Annotated in this window: 17 protein-coding genes; 10 read left to right on the forward strand and 7 right to left on the reverse strand. The window is 40.7% G+C overall.

Annotation, left to right across the window (positions count from 1 at the left end; all coding sequences use genetic code 11):
• The first annotated feature begins 161 nt into the window (after window positions 1–161).
• The gene (locus EXE30_RS13590) at window positions 162–1,787 is read left to right on the forward strand and encodes a Na/Pi cotransporter family protein (RefSeq protein WP_130162865.1); all 1,626 of its coding nucleotides are present in this window, start codon (window positions 162–164) and stop codon (window positions 1,785–1,787) included.
• A 253-nt stretch (window positions 1,788–2,040) separates the two neighbouring features.
• Window positions 2,041–3,042 carry a cysteine synthase A gene (gene cysK / locus EXE30_RS13595; RefSeq protein ID WP_130162866.1) on the forward strand — a complete coding sequence of 334 codons (1,002 nt, stop codon included), beginning with the start codon at window positions 2,041–2,043 and terminating at the stop codon, window positions 3,040–3,042.
• 62 nt (window positions 3,043–3,104) lie between these two features.
• Here the strand turns inward: cysK and EXE30_RS13600 are convergent, their stop codons facing one another.
• The gene (locus tag EXE30_RS13600) at window positions 3,105–3,605 is read right to left on the reverse strand and encodes a lytic transglycosylase domain-containing protein (RefSeq protein WP_034594865.1); all 501 of its coding nucleotides are present in this window, start codon (window positions 3,603–3,605) and stop codon (window positions 3,105–3,107) included.
• Window positions 3,606–3,988: 383 nt separating this feature from the next.
• Window positions 3,989–4,207 carry a DUF2798 domain-containing protein gene (locus EXE30_RS13605; protein ID WP_121930576.1) on the reverse strand — a complete coding sequence of 73 codons (219 nt, stop codon included), beginning with the start codon at window positions 4,205–4,207 and terminating at the stop codon, window positions 3,989–3,991.
• Window positions 4,208–4,448: 241 nt separating this feature from the next.
• Between EXE30_RS13605 and EXE30_RS13610 the strand changes: the two genes are divergently transcribed.
• The 4 genes from EXE30_RS13610 to EXE30_RS13625 all read left to right on the forward strand — a co-directional run bounded on the left by EXE30_RS13610 (window position 4,449) and on the right by EXE30_RS13625 (window position 9,688).
• Window positions 4,449–5,669 (forward strand): MFS transporter, encoded by a 1,221-nt coding sequence (locus EXE30_RS13610; RefSeq protein ID WP_130162867.1) that lies wholly within the window; start codon window positions 4,449–4,451, stop codon window positions 5,667–5,669.
• 117 nt (window positions 5,670–5,786) lie between these two features.
• Window positions 5,787–6,293 carry a hypothetical protein gene (locus tag EXE30_RS13615; RefSeq protein ID WP_130162868.1) on the forward strand — a complete coding sequence of 169 codons (507 nt, stop codon included), beginning with the start codon at window positions 5,787–5,789 and terminating at the stop codon, window positions 6,291–6,293.
• Between the two features lie 187 nt (window positions 6,294–6,480).
• Entirely contained in the window at window positions 6,481–8,856 is a 2,376-nt protein-coding gene (locus tag EXE30_RS13620; RefSeq protein WP_130162869.1) for a YgiQ family radical SAM protein, read from the forward strand.
• Between the two features lie 295 nt (window positions 8,857–9,151).
• A complete protein-coding gene (locus EXE30_RS13625; protein ID WP_130162870.1) occupies window positions 9,152–9,688 on the forward strand; it encodes a DUF2726 domain-containing protein in 537 nt (178 codons plus the stop codon).
• Here the strand turns inward: EXE30_RS13625 and EXE30_RS13630 are convergent.
• The 4 genes from EXE30_RS13630 to mdtD form a co-directional block, all read right to left on the reverse strand.
• Entirely contained in the window at window positions 9,685–10,041 is a 357-nt protein-coding gene (locus EXE30_RS13630; protein ID WP_121930581.1) for a RidA family protein, read from the reverse strand. The genes EXE30_RS13625 and EXE30_RS13630 overlap by 4 nt on opposite strands.
• 434 nt (window positions 10,042–10,475) lie before the next feature.
• Window positions 10,476–11,531 (reverse strand): DNA polymerase IV, encoded by a 1,056-nt coding sequence (gene dinB / locus EXE30_RS13635; RefSeq protein ID WP_171457381.1) that lies wholly within the window; start codon window positions 11,529–11,531, stop codon window positions 10,476–10,478.
• Window position 11,532: 1 nt separating this feature from the next.
• Window positions 11,533–12,291, reverse strand: coding sequence for a glycoside hydrolase family 25 protein (locus tag EXE30_RS13640; RefSeq protein ID WP_130162872.1), 759 nt, complete (start codon window positions 12,289–12,291; stop codon window positions 11,533–11,535).
• A 54-nt stretch (window positions 12,292–12,345) separates the two neighbouring features.
• Window positions 12,346–13,743 carry a multidrug transporter subunit MdtD gene (gene mdtD / locus EXE30_RS13645; protein WP_130162873.1) on the reverse strand — a complete coding sequence of 466 codons (1,398 nt, stop codon included), beginning with the start codon at window positions 13,741–13,743 and terminating at the stop codon, window positions 12,346–12,348.
• Between the two features lie 164 nt (window positions 13,744–13,907).
• On the opposite strand from mdtD, the gene EXE30_RS13650 reads away from it, so the two are divergent.
• On the forward strand, window positions 13,908–15,890 hold the full coding sequence (locus EXE30_RS13650; protein ID WP_130162874.1) for a choice-of-anchor I family protein: 1,983 nt from the start codon (window positions 13,908–13,910) through the stop codon (window positions 15,888–15,890).
• A gap of 52 nt (window positions 15,891–15,942) precedes the next feature.
• On the opposite strand, the gene EXE30_RS13655 is transcribed toward EXE30_RS13650, so the two are convergent.
• Window positions 15,943–16,563 (reverse strand): LOG family protein, encoded by a 621-nt coding sequence (locus EXE30_RS13655; RefSeq protein WP_130162875.1) that lies wholly within the window; start codon window positions 16,561–16,563, stop codon window positions 15,943–15,945.
• A 316-nt stretch (window positions 16,564–16,879) separates the two neighbouring features.
• On the opposite strand from EXE30_RS13655, the gene EXE30_RS13665 reads away from it, so the two are divergent.
• From EXE30_RS13665 to EXE30_RS13675, 3 genes are read left to right on the forward strand one after another with little or no spacing between them, the layout of a single operon-like run.
• Entirely contained in the window at window positions 16,880–18,457 is a 1,578-nt protein-coding gene (locus EXE30_RS13665; RefSeq protein WP_130162876.1) for a TerC family protein, read from the forward strand.
• Window positions 18,454–18,936, forward strand: coding sequence for a YchJ family protein (locus tag EXE30_RS13670; protein ID WP_130162877.1), 483 nt, complete (start codon window positions 18,454–18,456; stop codon window positions 18,934–18,936). Before EXE30_RS13665 ends, EXE30_RS13670 begins: the two co-directional genes overlap by 4 nt.
• Window positions 18,937–18,988: 52 nt before the next feature.
• Window positions 18,989–19,633 (forward strand): trimeric intracellular cation channel family protein, encoded by a 645-nt coding sequence (locus EXE30_RS13675; RefSeq protein WP_004668163.1) that lies wholly within the window; start codon window positions 18,989–18,991, stop codon window positions 19,631–19,633.
• Window positions 19,634–19,699 lie beyond the last annotated feature (66 nt).

Below are 19,699 nucleotides of genomic sequence, written 5' to 3' on the forward strand. Positions count from 1 at the left end.
TAGAAAAAATAGCGTTTTATAATGAATTTGAGCTTAGACAACACATTAAATTTAATCAGTCCTTTATTGTGAGTCGTAAATCAAATATAAATATTTGAACAGAACAATGTAAGCTATTTAGATGTACTTTTAGTACCTAAAATTATAAGAAGGAAACGTTTGTGTTCAATGTCATTGTGCAGTTGATGGGTGGAATCGGTTTATTTCTTTTAGGCATGTCTCTGATGACAGATAGCCTAAAAGCAATCGCGGGTGAAGCACTGCGACAATGGCTGGTCAAATTCACAAATTCGCCGATCAAAGCTGTACTATCGGGGATTGGTTTGACAGTTGTGGTCCAATCCTCGACAGCTACCACTTTGGCAACGATCGGCTTTGTCAGTGCAGGGATATTAAGTTTTAGTCATGCGATTGGTGTGATTATTGGTGCAAATATAGGCACCACAAGCACTGGTTGGATGGTTGCATTACTCGGTTTAAAGTTTTCTATTGCCAGTTTTGCCTTGCCCTTGATTGGTGTAGGCGCGGCGCTCAAATTATTTGGTAAAGAGAAAATTACTTTTATTGGACTCACTTTGGCAGGCTTTGGGCTGCTATTTTTAGGAATTCAATTTTTACAAGATGCCATGAGTGGTATGGCTCTATTGATTGATTTATCACGGTGGGCTGAACCAACTTTGATGATGAAGCTTATTTTGGTGTTCGTTGGTGTCCTCATGACGATCTTGTTGCAGTCCTCTAGTGCAGCCATTACAACAACATTAGCAGCATTGTCTACTTCAACAATTAATTTAGAACAAGCTTTAGCCTTAGTGATTGGTCAAAATGTCGGAACGGTTGCAACTGCTATTCTCGCGGCGATAGGGGCGACCACCAGCGCTAAACGAACAGCCGCAGTTCATGTCATGTTTAATATTGTGACTGCCATTTTTGCATTTATTTTATTATCTCCAGTATTTATATGGGCATATCATCATATTGAAAGTATTCATCAATTGGATTCTGTGATCTTAGTTGCGGGATTTCACACGACTTTTAGTTTATTGGGTGCATGTATTTTTATGCCTTTTTTGTCTCAATTTGAGCAATTGATTATTCGTTTATTGCCCGAAAAACAACCACTGATTACACGGTATTTAGACGAGTCACTTTATAGTGTTCCAGCTTTGGCGATTGCAGCAGCAGAACGTGCACTTTTGCAATCGATAGCTGATATGTATGGGATTTTTATACGTTGTATTCGTGGAGGCGTCGTTACCTCATTGGTTAAAACGGATGAGTTCGATCAAACGTTGCTTAAAGTTGAGCATTATTTAGATAAAATGACCGTTTCACAATCTTTAGAAGATCAACATCGTTTAATCATTTTATTGAGATTGGCGGTATATGTCCGTGTTCTTAAAAATGATTTAAGCAGCGTGGCGCATATTGAAAGCATTCAAAATCAAAGAAATATTCATGAATTGGCCAATCAGTTTGCAACGATTCTTGAGCAATTTATTCCGTATTTAATGCATGAACCATTTGCGCGAATTCCAAAAAAACTTGTAGATGAGTTAGCTGATTTCTCCGCAGAGATGCAAGCACATCAAGATTTGGTTCGGCAGAAAATTATTGAGGACTCTTCATCAAGAACTGTATCGGTCACTTATACTTTGGACCAACTCGCTGCACAACGTTGGTTAGAACATTTAGTAATTCATTGTAGTCGTGTGGCGATTTTACTGGGTGATACCGAGCAAGTATTATTGAATGAGGAATTGGGATCAACTCAATTACCATCATGACAGTGTGGTGTGATTGGGTTTTCAAATGATAAAAATATGAATCGCAGGTTTTATGGGCTTATGTTTGCTATGCAGTGATAAGTTGTAGGGTTGTCATGGTTTGTGCCTAAGGCGTAATGCATTTTTATTAAGAATCTTAGATCTCATACTCTAAAAATATTGTTTTTCATAAAAGCTAAAGTTTTCTACTTTTCTCATAGGCTGACATGCCTATAATGATTGGGAATCATTCCAAATCTAATAAGGAAATAACATGTCTACTGATCAACAATTTCCAACACCTGCCAATCTTGGTATCGCAGTTTATGAAAATAATGCAGAGGCAATTGGTAATACACCCTTAGTACGTATTAATCGTATTATCAAAACAGGTGCAACGGTACTGGCAAAAATCGAAAGCCGAAATCCTGCGTTTTCAGTAAAATGTCGTATTGGTGCAGCTTTGATTGCCGATGCGGAAAAACGTGGTGTACTCAAAGCAGGGATGCATATTGTTGAACCAACCAGTGGCAATACAGGTATTGCCTTGGCTTTCGTGGCAGCAGCAAAAGGTTATCCCATTACTTTAACCATGCCATCGAGTATGAGTTTAGAGCGTCGGAAAGTGCTTAAAGCTTTGGGTGCAAACTTAGTCTTGACTGATCCAGCCAAAGGTATGAAAGGTGCGGTAGATGAAGCGGTACGCTTGGCTACTGAAAATCCAGAACTGTATTTTTTACCACAACAATTTGAAAATCCAGCAAACCCGCAGATCCATGTTGAAACAACGGGTCCTGAGATTTGGCAGGCGACCAATGGTCAAGTGGATATTTTGGTTGCAGGTGTCGGTACAGGCGGTACCATTACAGGTATCTCACGTTATTTTGAGCAAATAAAAAATCAGTCTTTGTATTCTGTTGCAGTTGAACCTGCTGAATCGGCAATCATCACCCAAACGAAACGCGGTGAAAGCATTACACCTGCGCCACATAAGATTCAGGGCATTGGGGCGAACTTTATTCCGAAAAATTTAGATCTAGATTTGGTCGATGAGGTTGTACCAGTGAATAGTGCCGATGCAATTGAATGGGCGAGAAAATGTGCGATGCAAGAAGGAATTTTAGTCGGTATTTCTAGTGGTGCGGCATTAGCAGCGGCAGCTCAAATCGCAGAACGTCCTGAAAATTCAGGTAAAACTATTGTGGTTATTTTACCTGATAGTGGCGAGCGTTATTTATCTTCAGTATTGTTTGAAGGTTTATTTGATGAGGCTTAGTTATAAGTTTAGCAAAAAAAGCCATGCTTAAAGCATGGCTTTTTTATACTTGCTGCAATGATTTATAACGCAGCTTTCAGCATCTTTTTATGATGTTTAACCGACTTCGCATATTTCTTACCTTGGCGTTTCATTTTCCAATTGCGCTGATAACCCGTTGGTCCCACATTATAATAAGCCAGTGCTTTTTCCCAGCTACCCGCAGATTGATTATATTTTGCAAGAATATAAGTACCACAATTGACGTTGGTATATTCATCAAACAAGTTGCCGCCACAGGTACTTTGCCAATAACGTGGGATGATTTGTGTGAGTCCAACTGCACCGGCTGACGAGGTCACATAAGGTCTGTAGCTTGACTCTTGTCGAATCATCGCGGCAATAAGCAGTGGATCAACATCGTGTTGTTTAGCACTTTGAATGATCATCGGAGCAACACGATTGGCTGTATCTGGTTGTACTGAATAGGCTTTTTGAATCCCAACTGATAATTTCTGAGCGCGTGTTGCGCTTGAACCACTTAAATGGCTACAAGCCGTTAAGTAAACAGCAGCAAACATCATGCTGAGTTTAAAAAGTAATATCGCGATATTACTGATATGGCGTTTTGCACTGTTTTTTGGAGTGATCATCGTGAAAATAAAAACTTAATCGCATATTCGAAAGTAGGGTGATGGTATGAAGTTAAATTCATGCCGTCAAGTGTGGTTATTTTACTGAGTAAAAACAAAAAAGCCCCGACATCCTGTCGAGACTTCTTTATATTCAGTTTATTGCCGTTAACTCCTGTCAACGACCACGTCCTGTGCATCTTGTTATTCTGAATGAGACTTCCTGTCTCTCTATGATTTATATATTACGAAATAAACTTGTACGGGTATATTCGCCATTCACTGCAAGTGATGTAGGCTTTAACTTACAACGCTGTTATCGAAGATAAATATGCTTAGCGGTTTTTAAGAATGAGACCGACAAGTTTCTGAGCGATAGGTGCGCAGACCAGTACACTTGGAAAAGCAAACATCCATGCAATCATCCAAGCTGACATCCACATGGAAAAGAAATTTTCAACGAAGCCCAATGCTTTTAAAGTGGTGATTCCAGAAATTAGAAATGACATCATACAAGATAGAATTAATGGAAATAAAAGCGTAGCTGCCTTCATCGGTTAGCCTCTTGAGTGGTTCGGATAAAAAGGTATGGCCAATCGCTATCATACCGTGTTCGTTCGAAAAGGTGAAAAGTGAATTAGAGGAGCTTAAGGGATGAGGATAATCATTGTTGGGGAATATCAACAGATTAAACTCAAATATGTTACTGTGAAAATTTAAGTGAAAAGTCACCAATATTGTCATTGATTATTTTGGTGAAAACGCGCGTATACTGATCAGGCAAAAGGAGTGGTCATGTCTGAATCAGTTATACGCCCAAGCCATATTGAGTATGGTTCTAAATCGTTTACTTCAATTTTATGGTCATTGTTTTTTGCAGGTTTTGCTTCATTTTCATCGCTCTATTGTGTTCAGCCAATGATGCCGATTTTTGCAAAATTCTTTCAGGTTAGCCCGACGCATAGTAGTTTTCCTTTGTCTTTTTCCACCATTGCATTGGCAACTGGTCTGTTGTTTACAGGCTTTATTTCAGATCGGTTTGGACGTAAACCGATTATGGTCTTTGCCTTATTTCTGGTTTCGATTTTATTGTTGATTAGTGCCTCTTTCCCGATTTGGGAAGTGTTTTTAGGTACCCGTATTTTTATTGGTTTAGCGGTTAGTGGCGTGGCAGCCGTAGCCATGACCTACATCGGGGAAGAAATTGCACAAAAAGATATTGGTTTCGCGATGGGACTTTATATATCTGGAACCGCGATTGGGGGCATGGGTGGTCGCTTGATTGCAGGGGTGTTGGTCGATTTTATTTCTTGGCAATCTGCTACTTATATTATTGGATTTCTCAACCTTATAATCGCCTGTTTATTCTATCTGTTATTACCAAAATCTCAGCATTTCCAACCCTATCCGTTCCGTTTTTCTCGCTTTAAAGCTGCTTTTGAACAGAATCTCAAAGATCCGAAATTACGGATTTTATTTGCTCAAGGTTTTATCCTGATGGGGTGTTTGGTGACGGTGTTTAATTACATCAGTTATCACTTGTTAGAAGCGCCTTTTCATTTATCACAAACATGGATTGGGGTGATTTCGATTGCCTATTTGGCAGGAATTTATAGTTCACCTAAAGCGGCACAATGGGGCTTTAAATACGGACGGGATAAAGTTCTGCCATTTTTATTGTTGAGTATGATCATTGGATTATTGATTACCTTGATCCCATCGCTTTGGGCCATCTTAATTGGTTTAACTGTTTTTACCTTTTCATTTTTTGCTGCCCATTCAACCGCAAGTAGTTGGGTCTCGGTACAAGCCGTGCAATATCGAGCAGTGGCTTCATCACTGTATTTATTTTGCTATTACCTAGGATCTAGTGTGTTGGGGAGCAGCGGCGGTTTAATTTGGGAAAACTTTGGCTGGCTCGGCATTAATTTAAGTGTGGGTGTGGTCTTGGCAATCGGTTTCATGCTCACCTTTTATTTAGGTGACTCAAAAAAACAAGATAACCTCATAAAATAAAGCGACAGATATAGTCGCTGAGGGCTTGCTAAAAATCATTGGATTTTAGTAACTTAAGCAAGTGCTAATTTAAAGCATTATCATATTTTTTAGATTTTTTATCATGGGGAAATAACAATGGAATTACATAGTCGTGTTTATTATAAGCATCCAGATGCAAAAATAATGGGGCAATTAGAAGTCTTATTTAAGGAACATGAGGGAAATGCGGAACGGTTCTTACAAGCTGCTTTAGCCATCAATCCAGAAAGTGTGGAAGCCGCACAAGACTTGCTTGATCAAATTGATTCGCCTGAATATGATTTGGAACCAGAAAGTTTATATTATGAGGCAGGGTATGCCGTTTTAGATTTTGTTCATGGTTCTTCTGGCGATGAAAACATTGAAAATATCTTACTTTTTTTAAAAGCTTTGCTGCCAGAGATACATGCCCAAGCATGGGGATGTGGTGATGATGATCCTTGGGAGTTTTGGTTCAAATTTAATGGGGATGAGTTAATTCGAGAAGATGATGAGCCATTTAACGATCCTGAGGAAGATGAGAATATCAAAGCATCAATTTATGCGTGGTGGCATAAAGACTTACCAATAGAGATTAAGGAAGGTTTTTTAAACGAAGCCTAAACATTATCAGTTAGTTATCACCATATTTCCCCATTCTCTAAACGCTAAAGAATGGGGAATCTTTTTTGTATGTTTTTTAATCTATAAAAATGAATAGAATTCATGTTAAACTGATCAGCTTTCATTTTGGCATCAAAAATTCCGAGATGCCTCTCTCTTCCTTATTGCTAGCCGAGATTCGCAAGCTATGTCTACTGCCTATACCATGCAGACCGCGCCAAAAGCGTTGTTTGATTACGACAAATATTGGGCGTCGTGTTTTGAACCCGCACCATTTTTGCCGATGTCACGAGAAGAAATGGATCTCCTCGGCTGGGATGCATGTGACTTTATTTTAGTTTGTGGCGATGCATATATTGACCATCCTTCATTTGTATCAGGTGTGATTGGTCGTGTGCTTGAAGCACAAGGTTTTCGTGTTGGTATTATCGCGCAGCCTGACTGGACCAATGCTGAAAGTTTCCGTGTACTTGGTAAACCAACCATTGCGTGGGGCGTAACCGCAGGCAATATGGATTCAATGATCAACCGCTATACGGCAGATCGTAAAATCCGTTCGGATGATGCATATTCACCAAATAACGAAGCCAATAAGCGCCCTGATCGTGCGGCAACAGTCTATTGTCAGCGTTGTCGTGAGGCATTCCCTGATGTACCTGTGTTACTTGGTGGTATTGAAGGCAGTTTACGTCGTATTGCACATTATGATTATTGGTCAGACAAAGTTCGTCGTTCAATCTTGATGGACTCTAAGGCCGATTTATTGATGTACGGCAATGGTGAGCGCGCCATTATCGATGTGATGCATCGTTTAGCGAAAGGTGAAAAAGTCCACGAGATTACTGATGTTCGTGGTACTGCATTTATTATCAATAAGCATAATAAAAATTCAAAAGCAAAGTTCGTTGAAATCGCCAGTAATGATGTCGATAGCATCGGACGTGTGGATCAAATCATCAACCCTTATGTGATGACTGAAGATATTGATGGCTGTGAAGTTGAAAAAGAAAAGGGCAACTCACTGGCACAATATCAAGATTTTCAAAAAGAATTCGTAGCAAATCCAATTGTTCGTGAAGGGGATAATTTAGACCCTGACACACAGATCGTACAGCTCAAACCTGCACCATCAAAAGCAATTAAGCATAAACTGCCACCACGTGAACTTGCGGTGATCCGTTTACCTTCTTATGAGGAGGTCGCGAATGATCAAGTCCTTTATGCACATGCCAACCGTATTTTGCATCTTGAAACCAATCCCGGTAATGCGCGCGCCTTAGTTCAACGTCATGGCGAACGTGATGTTTGGATTAATCCGCCTCCGATTCCTCTAGCTACTGAGGAAATGGATTATGTCTTTGATTTACCTTATGCACGTTTACCGCACCCTGCTTATGGCAATGCGCGTTTCCCTGCCTTTGATATGATTAAATTCTCAGTCAATATCATGCGTGGTTGCTTTGGCGGTTGTACCTTCTGTTCGATTACTGAGCATGAGGGACGTATTATTCAAAACCGTTCCGAAGAGTCGATCTTACGGGAAATTGAAAAGATTCGTGATACCGCACCTCAGTTTACAGGCATTATTTCAGACCTAGGTGGTCCAACGGCAAACATGTATCGTTTGCACTGTAATGATCCTGAGATTGAAAAGAACTGTCGTAAGCCATCTTGTGTCTATCCGGGTGTTTGTCAAAACCTACATACTGATCATGCACCATTGGTTCAGCTTTATCGTAAAGCGCGTGAAATCAAAGGTGTGAAAAAGATTCTGATTGGTTCAGGTCTACGTTATGACTTGGCAGTATTGAATCCTGAATATGTCAAAGAGTTGGTACAGCACCATGTCGGTGGATATTTAAAAATTGCACCTGAGCATACCGAACAAGGTCCATTATCGAAGATGATGAAGCCGGGTATTGGCACTTATGATCGCTTTAAACAAATGTTTGAGCGTTTCAGTAAGGAAGCAGGCAAGGAACAGTATTTAATTCCTTACTTCATTGCTGCTCATCCGGGTACGACCGATTACGACATGATGAACTTGGCGATTTGGTTGAAGAAGAATGGTTTCCGTGCCGATCAGGTACAGACCTTCTATCCATCGCCAATGGCAACGGCAACCACGATGTATTACACAGGCAAAAATCCATTGTCTAAAGTGGCGCGTTATACGGAAAATGTCGATATTGTCAAAGGCGATAAGCGTCGTCGTTTGCATAAAGCATTCTTACGTTACCATGATCCAAATAACTGGCCATTGTTGCGTGAAGCGCTAAAAGAAATGGGTCGACCTGACTTGATTGGTAACTCAAAACAGCATTTGATTCCGACTTATCAGCCTCAAGGTACTGCTGAGAGTGAATATAAATCTGCGCGTAAGAAGAACTCGACCGTCGCGGGAGATTCAGCAAAACGCAATCAATCGCAACCACAATCGGGTCAAAAACGTCCGCAAAAAGGTCAAATACTGACCCAACACACGGGTTTGCCACCGCGTGAAACTGGTGAGAAAAGACCATTTTCAGGCAAGCCGAAAGCCAAAGCGAAAACACATCGCTAATTAGCATTAAAGAAGGCATGTAGACGCATGCCTTCTTTCTATATAAAAGTGATAAATGGTTCGCAGTCTAATTTCAAAACTATACTCTATGGAAACATATACTGACAATATCGACTTGAATATTTGCTATATGCTGATTATAAATAACAAGACAGCAAGCTTTTACGACTTTGGTAGGACCGATTAAGAACTTCAAGTTTGAACTGTTAAAATAACTTTACTATCGTTGTTATTGATTAAAAAATTGGCATAAAGCCAAAAATGATTATAAAAAATCTAAAGGGATTAGTTAGAAATGTATTATTTCATAACAATAGTTGGTTTGCTGTTGATTACAGCACTTGCACTTCGACATTTACATCAAAATCGGCGTCAAGATAGTCCATTAAAGCGACGTGGTATTTTAAATATTGCTGAGCAAATTACTTTAATGCGTTTACAAGCCGTTTTGCACCGTCATACGATATTGGCACATGTATCGTTTGATGCCTTGCTTACGACTAAGTTTAGCCATACACGACGTAAGTATCAGGGTTTGGTTGCTGATTTTGTAGTGCTTGATCAACAACATCAGGTGCTTGCGATTGTTGAGATTGCAGATGAATCTTATGTCAATCGTCTGAATCAAAAGCATTATCAAGACAGCCTACTTGAATTGGCTGGATATCGTGTTTTTCGTTACAGCAGTATTCCAACTGAACAAGAATTACGTGAAGACTTGATCCCTGATTTGTTTGATCCAATGAGCTCTGCTACATCAAAGATTTCAAGTCCGATGCCGCACACTGAACATATGATGAAATACAATGTGTTTGCGGCAAAGTCATTTTAGTCTGGGCGTACCGCAGTCACGGTCATTTCGACCAAGACCTCAGGTGCGTATAGTTTAGATTCTACACAGGTACGTGCTGGGGGATGACCCTCAGCAATCCATGCATCCCAAACGGCATTCATTGCTGCATAGTCTTTTTCGATATCTTTTAAGAAAATCAATACCGATAAAATATGGGTCTTATCGGTACCTGCTTCAGCAAGTAAACGATCAATATGGTCTAAGGTTTGCTGTGTCTGTGCGCTCACATCTACACTAGTATCATCTGCCAATTGACCCGCCAAATGAACAAGATTTCCTGAAATTGCGACTTCGCAAAAACGTGAAGTGACATGCAGTCGTTGCACAGACATAGAGGTGCTACCTAATTAAAAATTTATTTATAAGATTGTACTGGATGGATTTTAATTGCTGTGTAATTTTGTTTTAAATCAGCCGCTAAAAGTTTCAATTTTGATTAAATAACACTGCTGAAAAATAAAATGTTGTTGGGGGCAAACCATAATTTTCTAATTTTATAAAATGAGTTTAATTGAAGCGCTATAGAGAAAAGTAGGATGAGCGTTTTTTTATTTTTGGGCTAATAAGAAAAGGACACTTGAAGTGCCCTGTAATATTCGGATTTGATCGTCACGCCAACCACAGGAGCAGATGCTAAAAGCGAGGATTTCTTTAGCAAGAGCAAGCAACATGGATAATGCTACTGCGTTGCCTAGAGTACTGAAAACTGCATAAAAAGCAAACATAAATTTCAGGGTGAATGATATTTTTGTGTAAAAAAACGACATTACCATAAGGAAAGTTGGGATTCTTCTTGAATCGGTTGCAACTGATAGACCCCAGCACCAACTAAACGAAACTGAAAGTTAGGATCAATATGCATTTCATTCAGTAATTGCATAACCACTTGTAATAACTCTTGTGGAGACTGTAGCGGGTGTTTAAAGCTTTTACTGTGTTGTAAGACCTGAAAATTTTTGAGCTTTAGTTTGACATTCACGCCTCGTGCTGTGAGTTGTTTTTTATCTAAACTTTGCCAGATTTTTGTCGTCAATGGCTGCCATGTCGGAGCACATTGATCGAGGTTATAGTCGTCATCAAAGGTAATCTCTTTAGAAATTTGTTGACGTTCTCGTTCAGCTTTGACAGGGCGGTGGTCGATGCCCTGTGCATATAAGTAAAGCTGTTTGCCGTATTTTCCAAAATGATGGATAAGAACGTTTTCTTCGATTTTTTGTAGATCACCTAAGGTGTGCAAGTTCAGTTGATTTAATTTTTCATGGGTAACTTTTCCGACACCTGGAATTTTGCTCAATGCTAAGTCTTGAATAAATTGCATCACTTGATGGGGCTTAATCACAAATAAGCCATTCGGTTTATTCCAATCCGAAGCAATTTTTGCTAAAAACTTATTCGGTGCCACACCTGCAGAAGCCGTCAGTCCTGTCATTTTGAAAATATCCGAACGGATCTGTGTCGCAACTTCGGTGGCACTTGGGATATTTTTTAGATTTTCAGTGACATCTAAATAGGCTTCATCTAAAGACAGTGGTTCAATCAGCGTGGTGTATTGTTGAAAAATCTGATGGATTTGTGCTGAAACCTCACGATATTTTTCAAAATTTGGCTCAATCACAATCACTTGCGGGCACAGCTTTTTTGCTTGTCCCATCGACATCGCAGAACGTAAACCAAAGACTCGAGCAGGGTAAGATGCAGCCGCAACCACCGCACGAGGATGATGAGAGGAGATCACCACCGGCAAATCTTTGAGATCAGGACGCTCTCTGAGTTCGACTGAAGCAAAAAAGGCATCCATGTCGATATGGATGATTTTACGCAGTTCATTTGCCATCCTGAATGCCTTGTGCTTTTAAAAACATACGCCACTGCTGTGGTGATTCGGCATAGACATTTAAATCAACAGGCTTTGCAATACCGTCAATTTTACCTGTTTGACTATACTGCCAAAATAACCATTTTCGCCCATCTTTGAGTTCAGGTTTGCCGTCATAGTCTCTGACCCAAAGTGGTGTGTCGGTAAAACTTCCCATCAATACAATGTGATAAAAACTTTTAGAAATATAGAAAATTGGTTGTTTGCCATAATGTCGATGCAGTTGATCATGCATGAGCTGAATTTCTTTGAGTAACTGCTCTTTGGTATAGGTATTAATACAGTTACTGTCATATTCCAAATCAATCACAGGGGGAAGGGCATCTGATTTCTTTGGAACAGTCGCGATAAAATTTTCAGCTTGAACTTTGCCATCACGACACAGGCGATAGAAATGATAAGCACCGACATGCAACCCCTGTTCGCGAGCTTTGAGCCAGTTGTCCTGAAATTTTCGGTCTTTAAAATCGCCGCCTTCTGTGGCTTTGAGATAGACAAATTGATATTGGACAGGTGAAATTTGTTTCCAGTTAATCTCACCTTGATGATGAGATACATCAAAGCCACGAATGGCATAATCTTGTGCAGATGCTTTTTGCTGATAGAACACACCGAAATACGTCAAAACACCCATCAGACCCGCAAGCCCAATACTCACATAGGTATTATGGCGTAGGTATACGGGTTTCGGATTCGATTTTGGCATGTAATTTTACAGCGATTTTAAAATAATCATCATAACGTGATTTTGGAGTGGATGCTATTTCAGCTCATCCGTGGTCTCTTTTGGAATTTGCCAAAACACTATCGCGGTAATGATGTTTATACAACCCAGCGTAATCAATGAAGCATGGAATGCAGTGGTAATGGATGCTGAGGGATAATACTGACTAAACAGATTGATCAATGTTCCTGCCAAAGCCACTCCGATACTCATCGAGAGCATCATAATCATGGATAAGAAGCTATTGCCACTGCTGGCATCGTGCTGAGGTAAATCTTTTAAAGTCAGGGTATTCATTCCCACGAATTGGAGTGAGTTGAGTGTGCCAAAAATAAAGAGGTGCACAATTTTGAGCCAAAGCGGTGTTGCAGCAGTCATTAAAGCAAAACTGGCAATACACAAGCCGACTAAAATCGTATTGGTCAGCAGGAAGCGACGATAGCCAACGCGTTGAATGAGCGGGCGAACAATTGGCTTGGAAAATAATGAACCTAATACCATTGGGATCATCATTAAACCTGTAATAAAAGGTTCAAAGCCAAAAGCGACTTGTAGCATCAGCGGTAAAATAAAGGGAATAGCATTACTGCCTAAACGCGCAAAGAAATTGCCCAACACCCCGATGGAAAAAATTTTGTGTCGAAACAAACGTCCATGAAACAGTGCATTTTGGTGGCTATGTGCATGATAAGCATAACCTAACGTTGCAATACTTCCGATCACCAATAAGCTGATACTGACGATGCCTGAGTATTGTAGTGCGGCAATATTTTCAATTCCCAATGAAAGCCCGACCATAGCGATGATTAATAAGATGAAACCACTTAGGTCAAATGATTTTACGGTCGGCTCTTTGTGATTTGGCATGACTTTGAGTGCCATGATCACGCCGAGTACGCCCATGGGCAGGTTAATTAAAAAAATCCAGTGCCATGTTGCAACCTGAACCAACCAGCCCCCAAGGGTGGGGCCCATCAAAGGACCAATCAGACCTGCAAGGCTCATTAAACTCATGGCAGATAGAAATTGTGTACGTGGAATCAGCTTTAATAAAGCGAGTCGTCCGACAGGCATCAACAATGCGCCGCCCATGCCTTGAATCACACGACAGACGAGCAGTTGGTTTAGATTCTGAGATAAGCCACAACCAAGCGAAGCTAAACTAAAGATGACCATCGCGGCGAGATAGGTATTGCGGATACCGAAGCGATCTGCCAACCAGCCACTCAGTGGTATAAACGCAGCCACAGACAGTACGTAGGCCACAATCACGCCATGCATTTGTAGTGGATTTTCATTGAGTTGCAGCGCCATCATTGGAATCGCGGTATTGACGATGGTGGTATCCAATGCCTGCATAAAAAAGCCAATGGAAACCAATAACACCAGCAATCGGAATTCGGGATGTACAGCTTGATGTGTGGTTGTTGCCATGAGTCGCGATGAATAAAATAACCGTTTTAGTTTAATGCAATCGACATTGAAATAAAGACAAAAATTGTCAAAGAGTGGTCATTGAACTGACATGAAAGTGTCATCGAATTTGCATCTCAAAACACTAAATTGGCCATACAAAATAAAATGTATGGAATTTGATCATGAAATTTAAGGTTTCAGTATTACTGACTGCAATGCTATCAGTGGGGTTAGTGGGGTGTAATGATGATAATAAGCAAAACAAGACACCTAGCAAAGAAGTGATTGAGCCAACGCCAGAACGTATTCAGCTGAGCTTTTTAAGTCGTTACGAATCCGGTGTTTTTGGGAAAAGTGCTGCTGAAATCCCAGCCTATGATCCAGCAACGCAACGTATTTTTGTAGTGAATGCAGAAATTGGGGCATTGGACGTATTGGATCTTTCCGATCCTGCGAAACCCACTTATCTACAATCACTGACCGTGGATGATATCGCCGAAGGTGCAAAGGTGAATAGTGTCAGCATACAGAATGGCACTATTGCATTGGCAGTTGAATCAGCCAATAAAACTGATCATGGTTTTGTGGCGTTTTACCAAACCAGTGATCTAAAACGATTGAGCCATGTGCCAGTCGGTGCATTGCCTGATATGTTGACCTTTACACCTGATGGAAAAACAGTATTGGTGGCGAATGAAGGTGAGCCATCGGATGACTATCAAATTGATCCAGAAGGTTCGATCAGTGTGATTAATGTCAGTGATATCAGTAAACCAACAGTCAAGACGGCTGATTTTAAAGCCTTTAATAGCCAGAAAGAGGCATTGATTGCCAAAGGTGTGCGTATTTTTGGACCTAATGCCACGGTTGCTCAAGATCTAGAGCCTGAATATATTGCGGTTTCTGATGATGGCAAAACCGCTTGGGTGGCACTGCAAGAAAATAATGCCATTGCTGTTTTGGACATAGCTACGGCTACTGTGATCTCGATCGAGGCAATGGGTTATAAAGATCATGGCCTCAGCGATAGTGGCTTTAAGTCGATGCTTGATCCAACTAAAAACTCAAGTAATGGCTTGGATGTCAGTGACTTTGATGGCAAGAAAACCGTCCAAGATATTATGATCAAGACATGGAATGGGTTGAAAGGGATTTATCATCCTGATGCCATGGCTGCTTATACCGCCGCAGATAAAAAAACCTATTTAATCTCTGCCAATGAAGGCGATGCACGTGCATGGGGAGAAAATACAGTTGCATACTTTGGCTTAACTAAACTTAAAGACTTTGAAAAGAATAATTTGCAACGTTGTGACAATGATAATAGCAAGGGCTTTGTTGAAGAGTGGCGCGTCAAGCATCTGGTACACAAAGACGGTTTTGATCGCCGTTGTGCCGATGACCTACCTGCACAATTACGTGATTTAGCTGCTGGTGCACATTTGAATCCAACCGCTTTTAGTTATTGTGGTGCAAGCAAAGGTGATGCAGGCGATTGTCGTGATGATAAACAATTGGGGCGTTTAAAAATCACGTGGACACAAGGCTATCAAACTGAAAATGGCAAACCTGTGTATTACTCAAAAGCAGGCGATAAAATTGGAGTCAATGGTAATCCATTAACCGATTATTTAATGTATGACGAGTTATATCTGCTCGGCGCTCGCTCATTCTCGATTTGGGATACACAAAATCAGGTCAAAATCGCCTATGACTCAGGTGATTTTATTGAACAATACCTGAACAGTGATCAATGTAAATTAGGCAAGTCACGTAATCTTCCATGTAAAGACTGGTTTAACAGCAACCATGAAAAAGGCAATACATTGGGTGGTCGTAGTAGCAGCAAAGGTCCAGAGCCAGAAGGTCTCACCATCGGTAAGATTGGCAATAAACAATTCTTGTTCCTAGGGCTTGAGCGGATGGGTGGAGTGATGGCGTTTGATGTCAGTAATCCAAAACAGCCAATTTTCCAAGATTATTTAAATACTCGTGAAATATGGGATCAGGCTGATCCATCGACTACATTATCTGAACATGGAGATCTTGGACCAGAAGGTTTAATCTTTATTTCTGCCAAAGATTCTCCGAATGGAAAAGCATTGTTGGTGGTGGGGAATGAAGTGAGTGGCACAACCACCATTTACCAAGTCAACGCGCACTAAGTTAAACATGAAAAAAGCGGATCGAACCTGATCCGCTTTTTTTTATTGCATATTACATTGCCACATGTTCAGGTGAGTTGAGATTTTTAATCACATTTGAAATCTGCTCAGTATTTTCACAAATAATTACTTTGGCCCGATGTTGAGGGGGTAAGAAGCCTTCATCAACGGCGTGATCAAGTTGAGAAATTAAGGCATCATAAAAATGATTGACGTTGTAAACAATCATCGGCTTCTGATGTTGGTTGAGCTGTCCCCATGTGGCGATTTCTAGAATTTCTTCAAAAGTGCCGAGTCCACCTGGTAGCGCGATAAAGGCATTGGCACGTTCAGCCATCAATGCTTTACGCTCGTGCATACTAGTCACAACATGCAGTTCAGTGAGTTGGTTATGTGCAATTTCATAGTCCAACATAAACTCAGGAATAACGCCGACAACTTCGCCGCCGTGCTCAAGTACGGTATCTGCGACTTGTCCCATGAGGCCGATACTGGCACCGCCATAAACAATACCAAAATTTTGTGTAGCGAGATGTTGGGCAAGTTCAATTGCCTTTTCACGATAGATAGGATTGTTGCCGGGACGAGAACCACAATACAATGCAATTAGCGGGAGGGTTGTTTTTATGGGAGGAATGGTTTTTTTAACGGTCATTCTAAATACACTATTCATCTAATTTATTTTTACCTTATCATTTTCATTGTGCTTGTCTAGGCTAAATGAATTTTATGACAGTTTTATGCACATTTCCCATACAAAGTTCTTTCGTTATTGCTAGAACAGAATTAAAAAACACCCATATAAAAAATGATGAATTTTGTTGAAATCTTACCTATACTAAAAATCCTTTCATTAATAAATGTACCTCTATGAGTAGTGGTTGTTGTCGCTCTGCTTTGTTCTCTTTTTCTAAAAAAAATGTTTGGGCTGTTTATGCCGATCTATTCAATGATCAGTTTCAAGCTGATTATGTAGAGGAGTCAGCACTATGATTTTTGAATGGATGTCTGATCCTGCTGCATGGGTGGGTTTAGCGACACTGGTGGTGCTTGAAATTGTTCTGGGTATTGATAACCTTGTTTTTATTGCAATTTTAGCTGAAAAATTACCACCAGAACAACGTAATGCTGCGCGTAAAATTGGTTTAATTCTCGCATTGTTAATGCGTTTGGTGTTACTCGCGTCTATTGCTTGGGTGATTACCTTAACTGAACCATTGTTCCAGATTTTTGATCATGCATTTTCAGGTCGAGACTTAATTTTACTGTTTGGTGGGGCGTTCTTATTGTTTAAGGGAACGATGGAGCTGCATGAGCGGATAGAAAGCAAGCAAGTGCTCAAAGAAGAAAATCCAGTGCATGCGGTGTTCTGGATGGTGGTTGTTCAAATCGTTGTGCTTGATGCCGTGTTCTCACTGGATAGTGTGATTACCGCTGTGGGTATGGTGAAAGACTTATCTGTGATGATGATCGCGGTGACGATTGCGATCGGGATTATGCTGATAGCCTCTCGACCATTGATGGACTTTGTTAATAAACATCCAACCGTGGTGATCCTGTGTCTCGGTTTCTTGATGATGATTGGTTTCTCATTGATCGTTGAAGGTTTTGGTTTTCATATTCCAAAAGGCTATTTATACGCAGCAATTGGTTTCTCAGTTTTGGTTGAGGCCGTGAATCAGACTATGCGCCGTAACCAAGAGAAGCTGGTGACCACAACCGATTTACGTTACCGCACTGCATCCGCTGTATTGCGTATGTTAGGCAGTAAAGGCGCTGGTGAGCAGCACAAAGAAACAGAGGATGTACTCGCTACACAAGCCTATGCCAAAGAAGTCTTTGATGAAGACAATGGCGTTTATCATAGTGTCTTGGTACAGGGTGTTTTAGGGCTATCTGAGCGACCTGTGAAGTCGGTGATGACACCACGCCCTGAATTGGAATGGTTAGACTTAGATGATGATCCTACAGAATTAAAAGACCGCTTGATGGCAATGACGCATTCGCGTTTGATCATTGCACGGGGTGAGTTAGATAATATTGAAGGTGTCGTACTCACGCATAAAGTGTTGAATGAATACATTGAAACAGGTGCAATTGATTTTGCAAAACATTTACGCGAACCCGTGATTGTGCATGAGAACGCACAAGTTCTCATGGTCATGGAGCAATTACGCCAAGCACCATTACAAATGGCAATCGTATTGAATGAATATGGTTCGATTGAAGGGATTGCAACGCCGATTGATATATTGGAAGCGATCGCGGGTGAGTTCCCTGATGAAGATGAGCTTGAAGCAGCGGCAGAAACGCTCGATGACGGCTCTATGCTATTAGAAGGTTCAACCGATATTCGCCATGTGTCTTTATTATTGGGTAAAGATTTGGTGGATGAAAGTGAAGAGTACTCCACTTTATCAGGCTATATCTTATTTCATCTTGGTCGTTTACCTGAAAATGGTGAAATGGTCGAAGCAGATGGACATCGTTTTGAAGTTGTGACGATGGATGGACACAAGATTGAAAAAGTGCGCATTATTGCCAAAGATAAAACGAACGAAAAATGATTTCCTCACCAAACTGTCCATGTGGACAAGGGCAATATGCTGCGTGCTGTCAGCCCCTACATTTGAAACAACAATTTGCTGAAACTGCTGAACAACTCATGCGTTCACGCTATAGTGCTTTTGCCTTACAGCAAATTGATTACATTCTTGAAACAACGGCTCTAGGGCAGCAGGCTAGTTTAGATCGGGCTGCGATTGCCGATTGGAGTCAGTCTAATCAATGGCTCAAATTAGAAGTCATCCAACATCAACCTAAATTGGATAAAACCCATTCTTTGGTTGAGTTTAAAGCGCATTACCGCGATAAAAACAATGATGGGAAACAACCTCATATTCATCATGAAATTTCACATTTTGTGCGACATCTACAGCGTTGGTATTTCCTCGATCCGACTTTAGATATGCAGATCACGATGAAACAGTCATGCATTTGTGGTTCGGGGAAAAAATTTAAGCAATGTTGTGCACAATTCATCTAAGTTTGTCTTAAAATAGCGCACACTTTTCCGCCTTGTTTAAGGATGTCGGCAGATGTTACTTACCGTGATTTATATTATTGCCATTACTGCGGAAGCGATGACAGGTGCATTATCAGCGGGTCGACGCAGTATGGATTGGTTCGGTGTAACACTGATTGCCTGTGTAACTGCCCTCGGTGGTGGTTCAGTCCGAGATGTTTTGCTTGGACACTATCCCTTAACTTGGGTCAAACATCCTGAGTATTTGGTTTTGACTTGTTGCGCGGCTTTTGTGACGATTATTATTGCCAAATGGATGCGTCATCTACGTAATATCTTCTTAGTACTGGATGCTTTGGGTCTAATTGGCTTTACTATCATTGGTTGTCAAATCGCGTTATCTATGGGACATGGTTTCGTGGTGTCTGCGGTCGCAGGAGTCTTAACAGGCGTATCGGGTGGGATTCTGCGCGATATCTTATGTAATGATGTGCCTTTGGTGTTCCGTCGTGAGTTATATGCCAGTATTTCCTTTGTCGCGGTGATTTGTTATTGGGTCTGTTTAGAAGTTGGATTGCCACATGATTTAACGGTAATTTTCACTTTGGTATTTGGCTTTACCCTACGGTTGATCGCAATTTATTTTGGTTTGGAAATGCCGAAATTTATTTATCAAGAAGATGATGCAGAGTCTGCTTCGTCTACTGATGAGCATTGATAAGACATCATTTGACGTTTAAACAACAACTAGGGCTTGTCACAACGCTTGCATCCACATAGCATA

Origin of the sequence: Acinetobacter halotolerans (genome assembly GCF_004208515.1) — a bacterium.
Lineage (GTDB): Bacteria > Pseudomonadota > Gammaproteobacteria > Pseudomonadales > Moraxellaceae > Acinetobacter > Acinetobacter halotolerans.

Excerpts from the sequence above, each read along its gene's own strand:
- cysK (WP_130162866.1), top strand. The coding sequence starts at position 2,041 with ATGTCTACTGATCAACAATTTCCAACACCTGCCAATCTTGGTATCGCA.
- EXE30_RS13600 (WP_034594865.1), bottom strand. The coding sequence starts at position 3,605 with ATGATGTTTGCTGCTGTTTACTTAACGGCTTGTAGCCATTTAAGTGGT.
- EXE30_RS13605 (WP_121930576.1), bottom strand. The coding sequence starts at position 4,207 with ATGAAGGCAGCTACGCTTTTATTTCCATTAATTCTATCTTGTATGATG.
- EXE30_RS13610 (WP_130162867.1), top strand. The coding sequence starts at position 4,449 with ATGTCTGAATCAGTTATACGCCCAAGCCATATTGAGTATGGTTCTAAA.
- EXE30_RS13615 (WP_130162868.1), top strand. The coding sequence starts at position 5,787 with ATGGAATTACATAGTCGTGTTTATTATAAGCATCCAGATGCAAAAATA.
- EXE30_RS13620 (WP_130162869.1), top strand. The coding sequence starts at position 6,481 with ATGTCTACTGCCTATACCATGCAGACCGCGCCAAAAGCGTTGTTTGAT.
- EXE30_RS13625 (WP_130162870.1), top strand. The coding sequence starts at position 9,152 with ATGTATTATTTCATAACAATAGTTGGTTTGCTGTTGATTACAGCACTT.
- EXE30_RS13630 (WP_121930581.1), bottom strand. The coding sequence starts at position 10,041 with ATGTCTGTGCAACGACTGCATGTCACTTCACGTTTTTGCGAAGTCGCA.
- EXE30_RS13640 (WP_130162872.1), bottom strand. The coding sequence starts at position 12,291 with ATGCCAAAATCGAATCCGAAACCCGTATACCTACGCCATAATACCTAT.
- mdtD (WP_130162873.1), bottom strand. The coding sequence starts at position 13,743 with ATGGCAACAACCACACATCAAGCTGTACATCCCGAATTCCGATTGCTG.
- EXE30_RS13650 (WP_130162874.1), top strand. The coding sequence starts at position 13,908 with ATGAAATTTAAGGTTTCAGTATTACTGACTGCAATGCTATCAGTGGGG.
- EXE30_RS13655 (WP_130162875.1), bottom strand. The coding sequence starts at position 16,563 with ATGAATAGTGTATTTAGAATGACCGTTAAAAAAACCATTCCTCCCATA.
- EXE30_RS13665 (WP_130162876.1), top strand. The coding sequence starts at position 16,880 with ATGATTTTTGAATGGATGTCTGATCCTGCTGCATGGGTGGGTTTAGCG.
- EXE30_RS13670 (WP_130162877.1), top strand. The coding sequence starts at position 18,454 with ATGATTTCCTCACCAAACTGTCCATGTGGACAAGGGCAATATGCTGCG.
- EXE30_RS13675 (WP_004668163.1), top strand. The coding sequence starts at position 18,989 with ATGTTACTTACCGTGATTTATATTATTGCCATTACTGCGGAAGCGATG.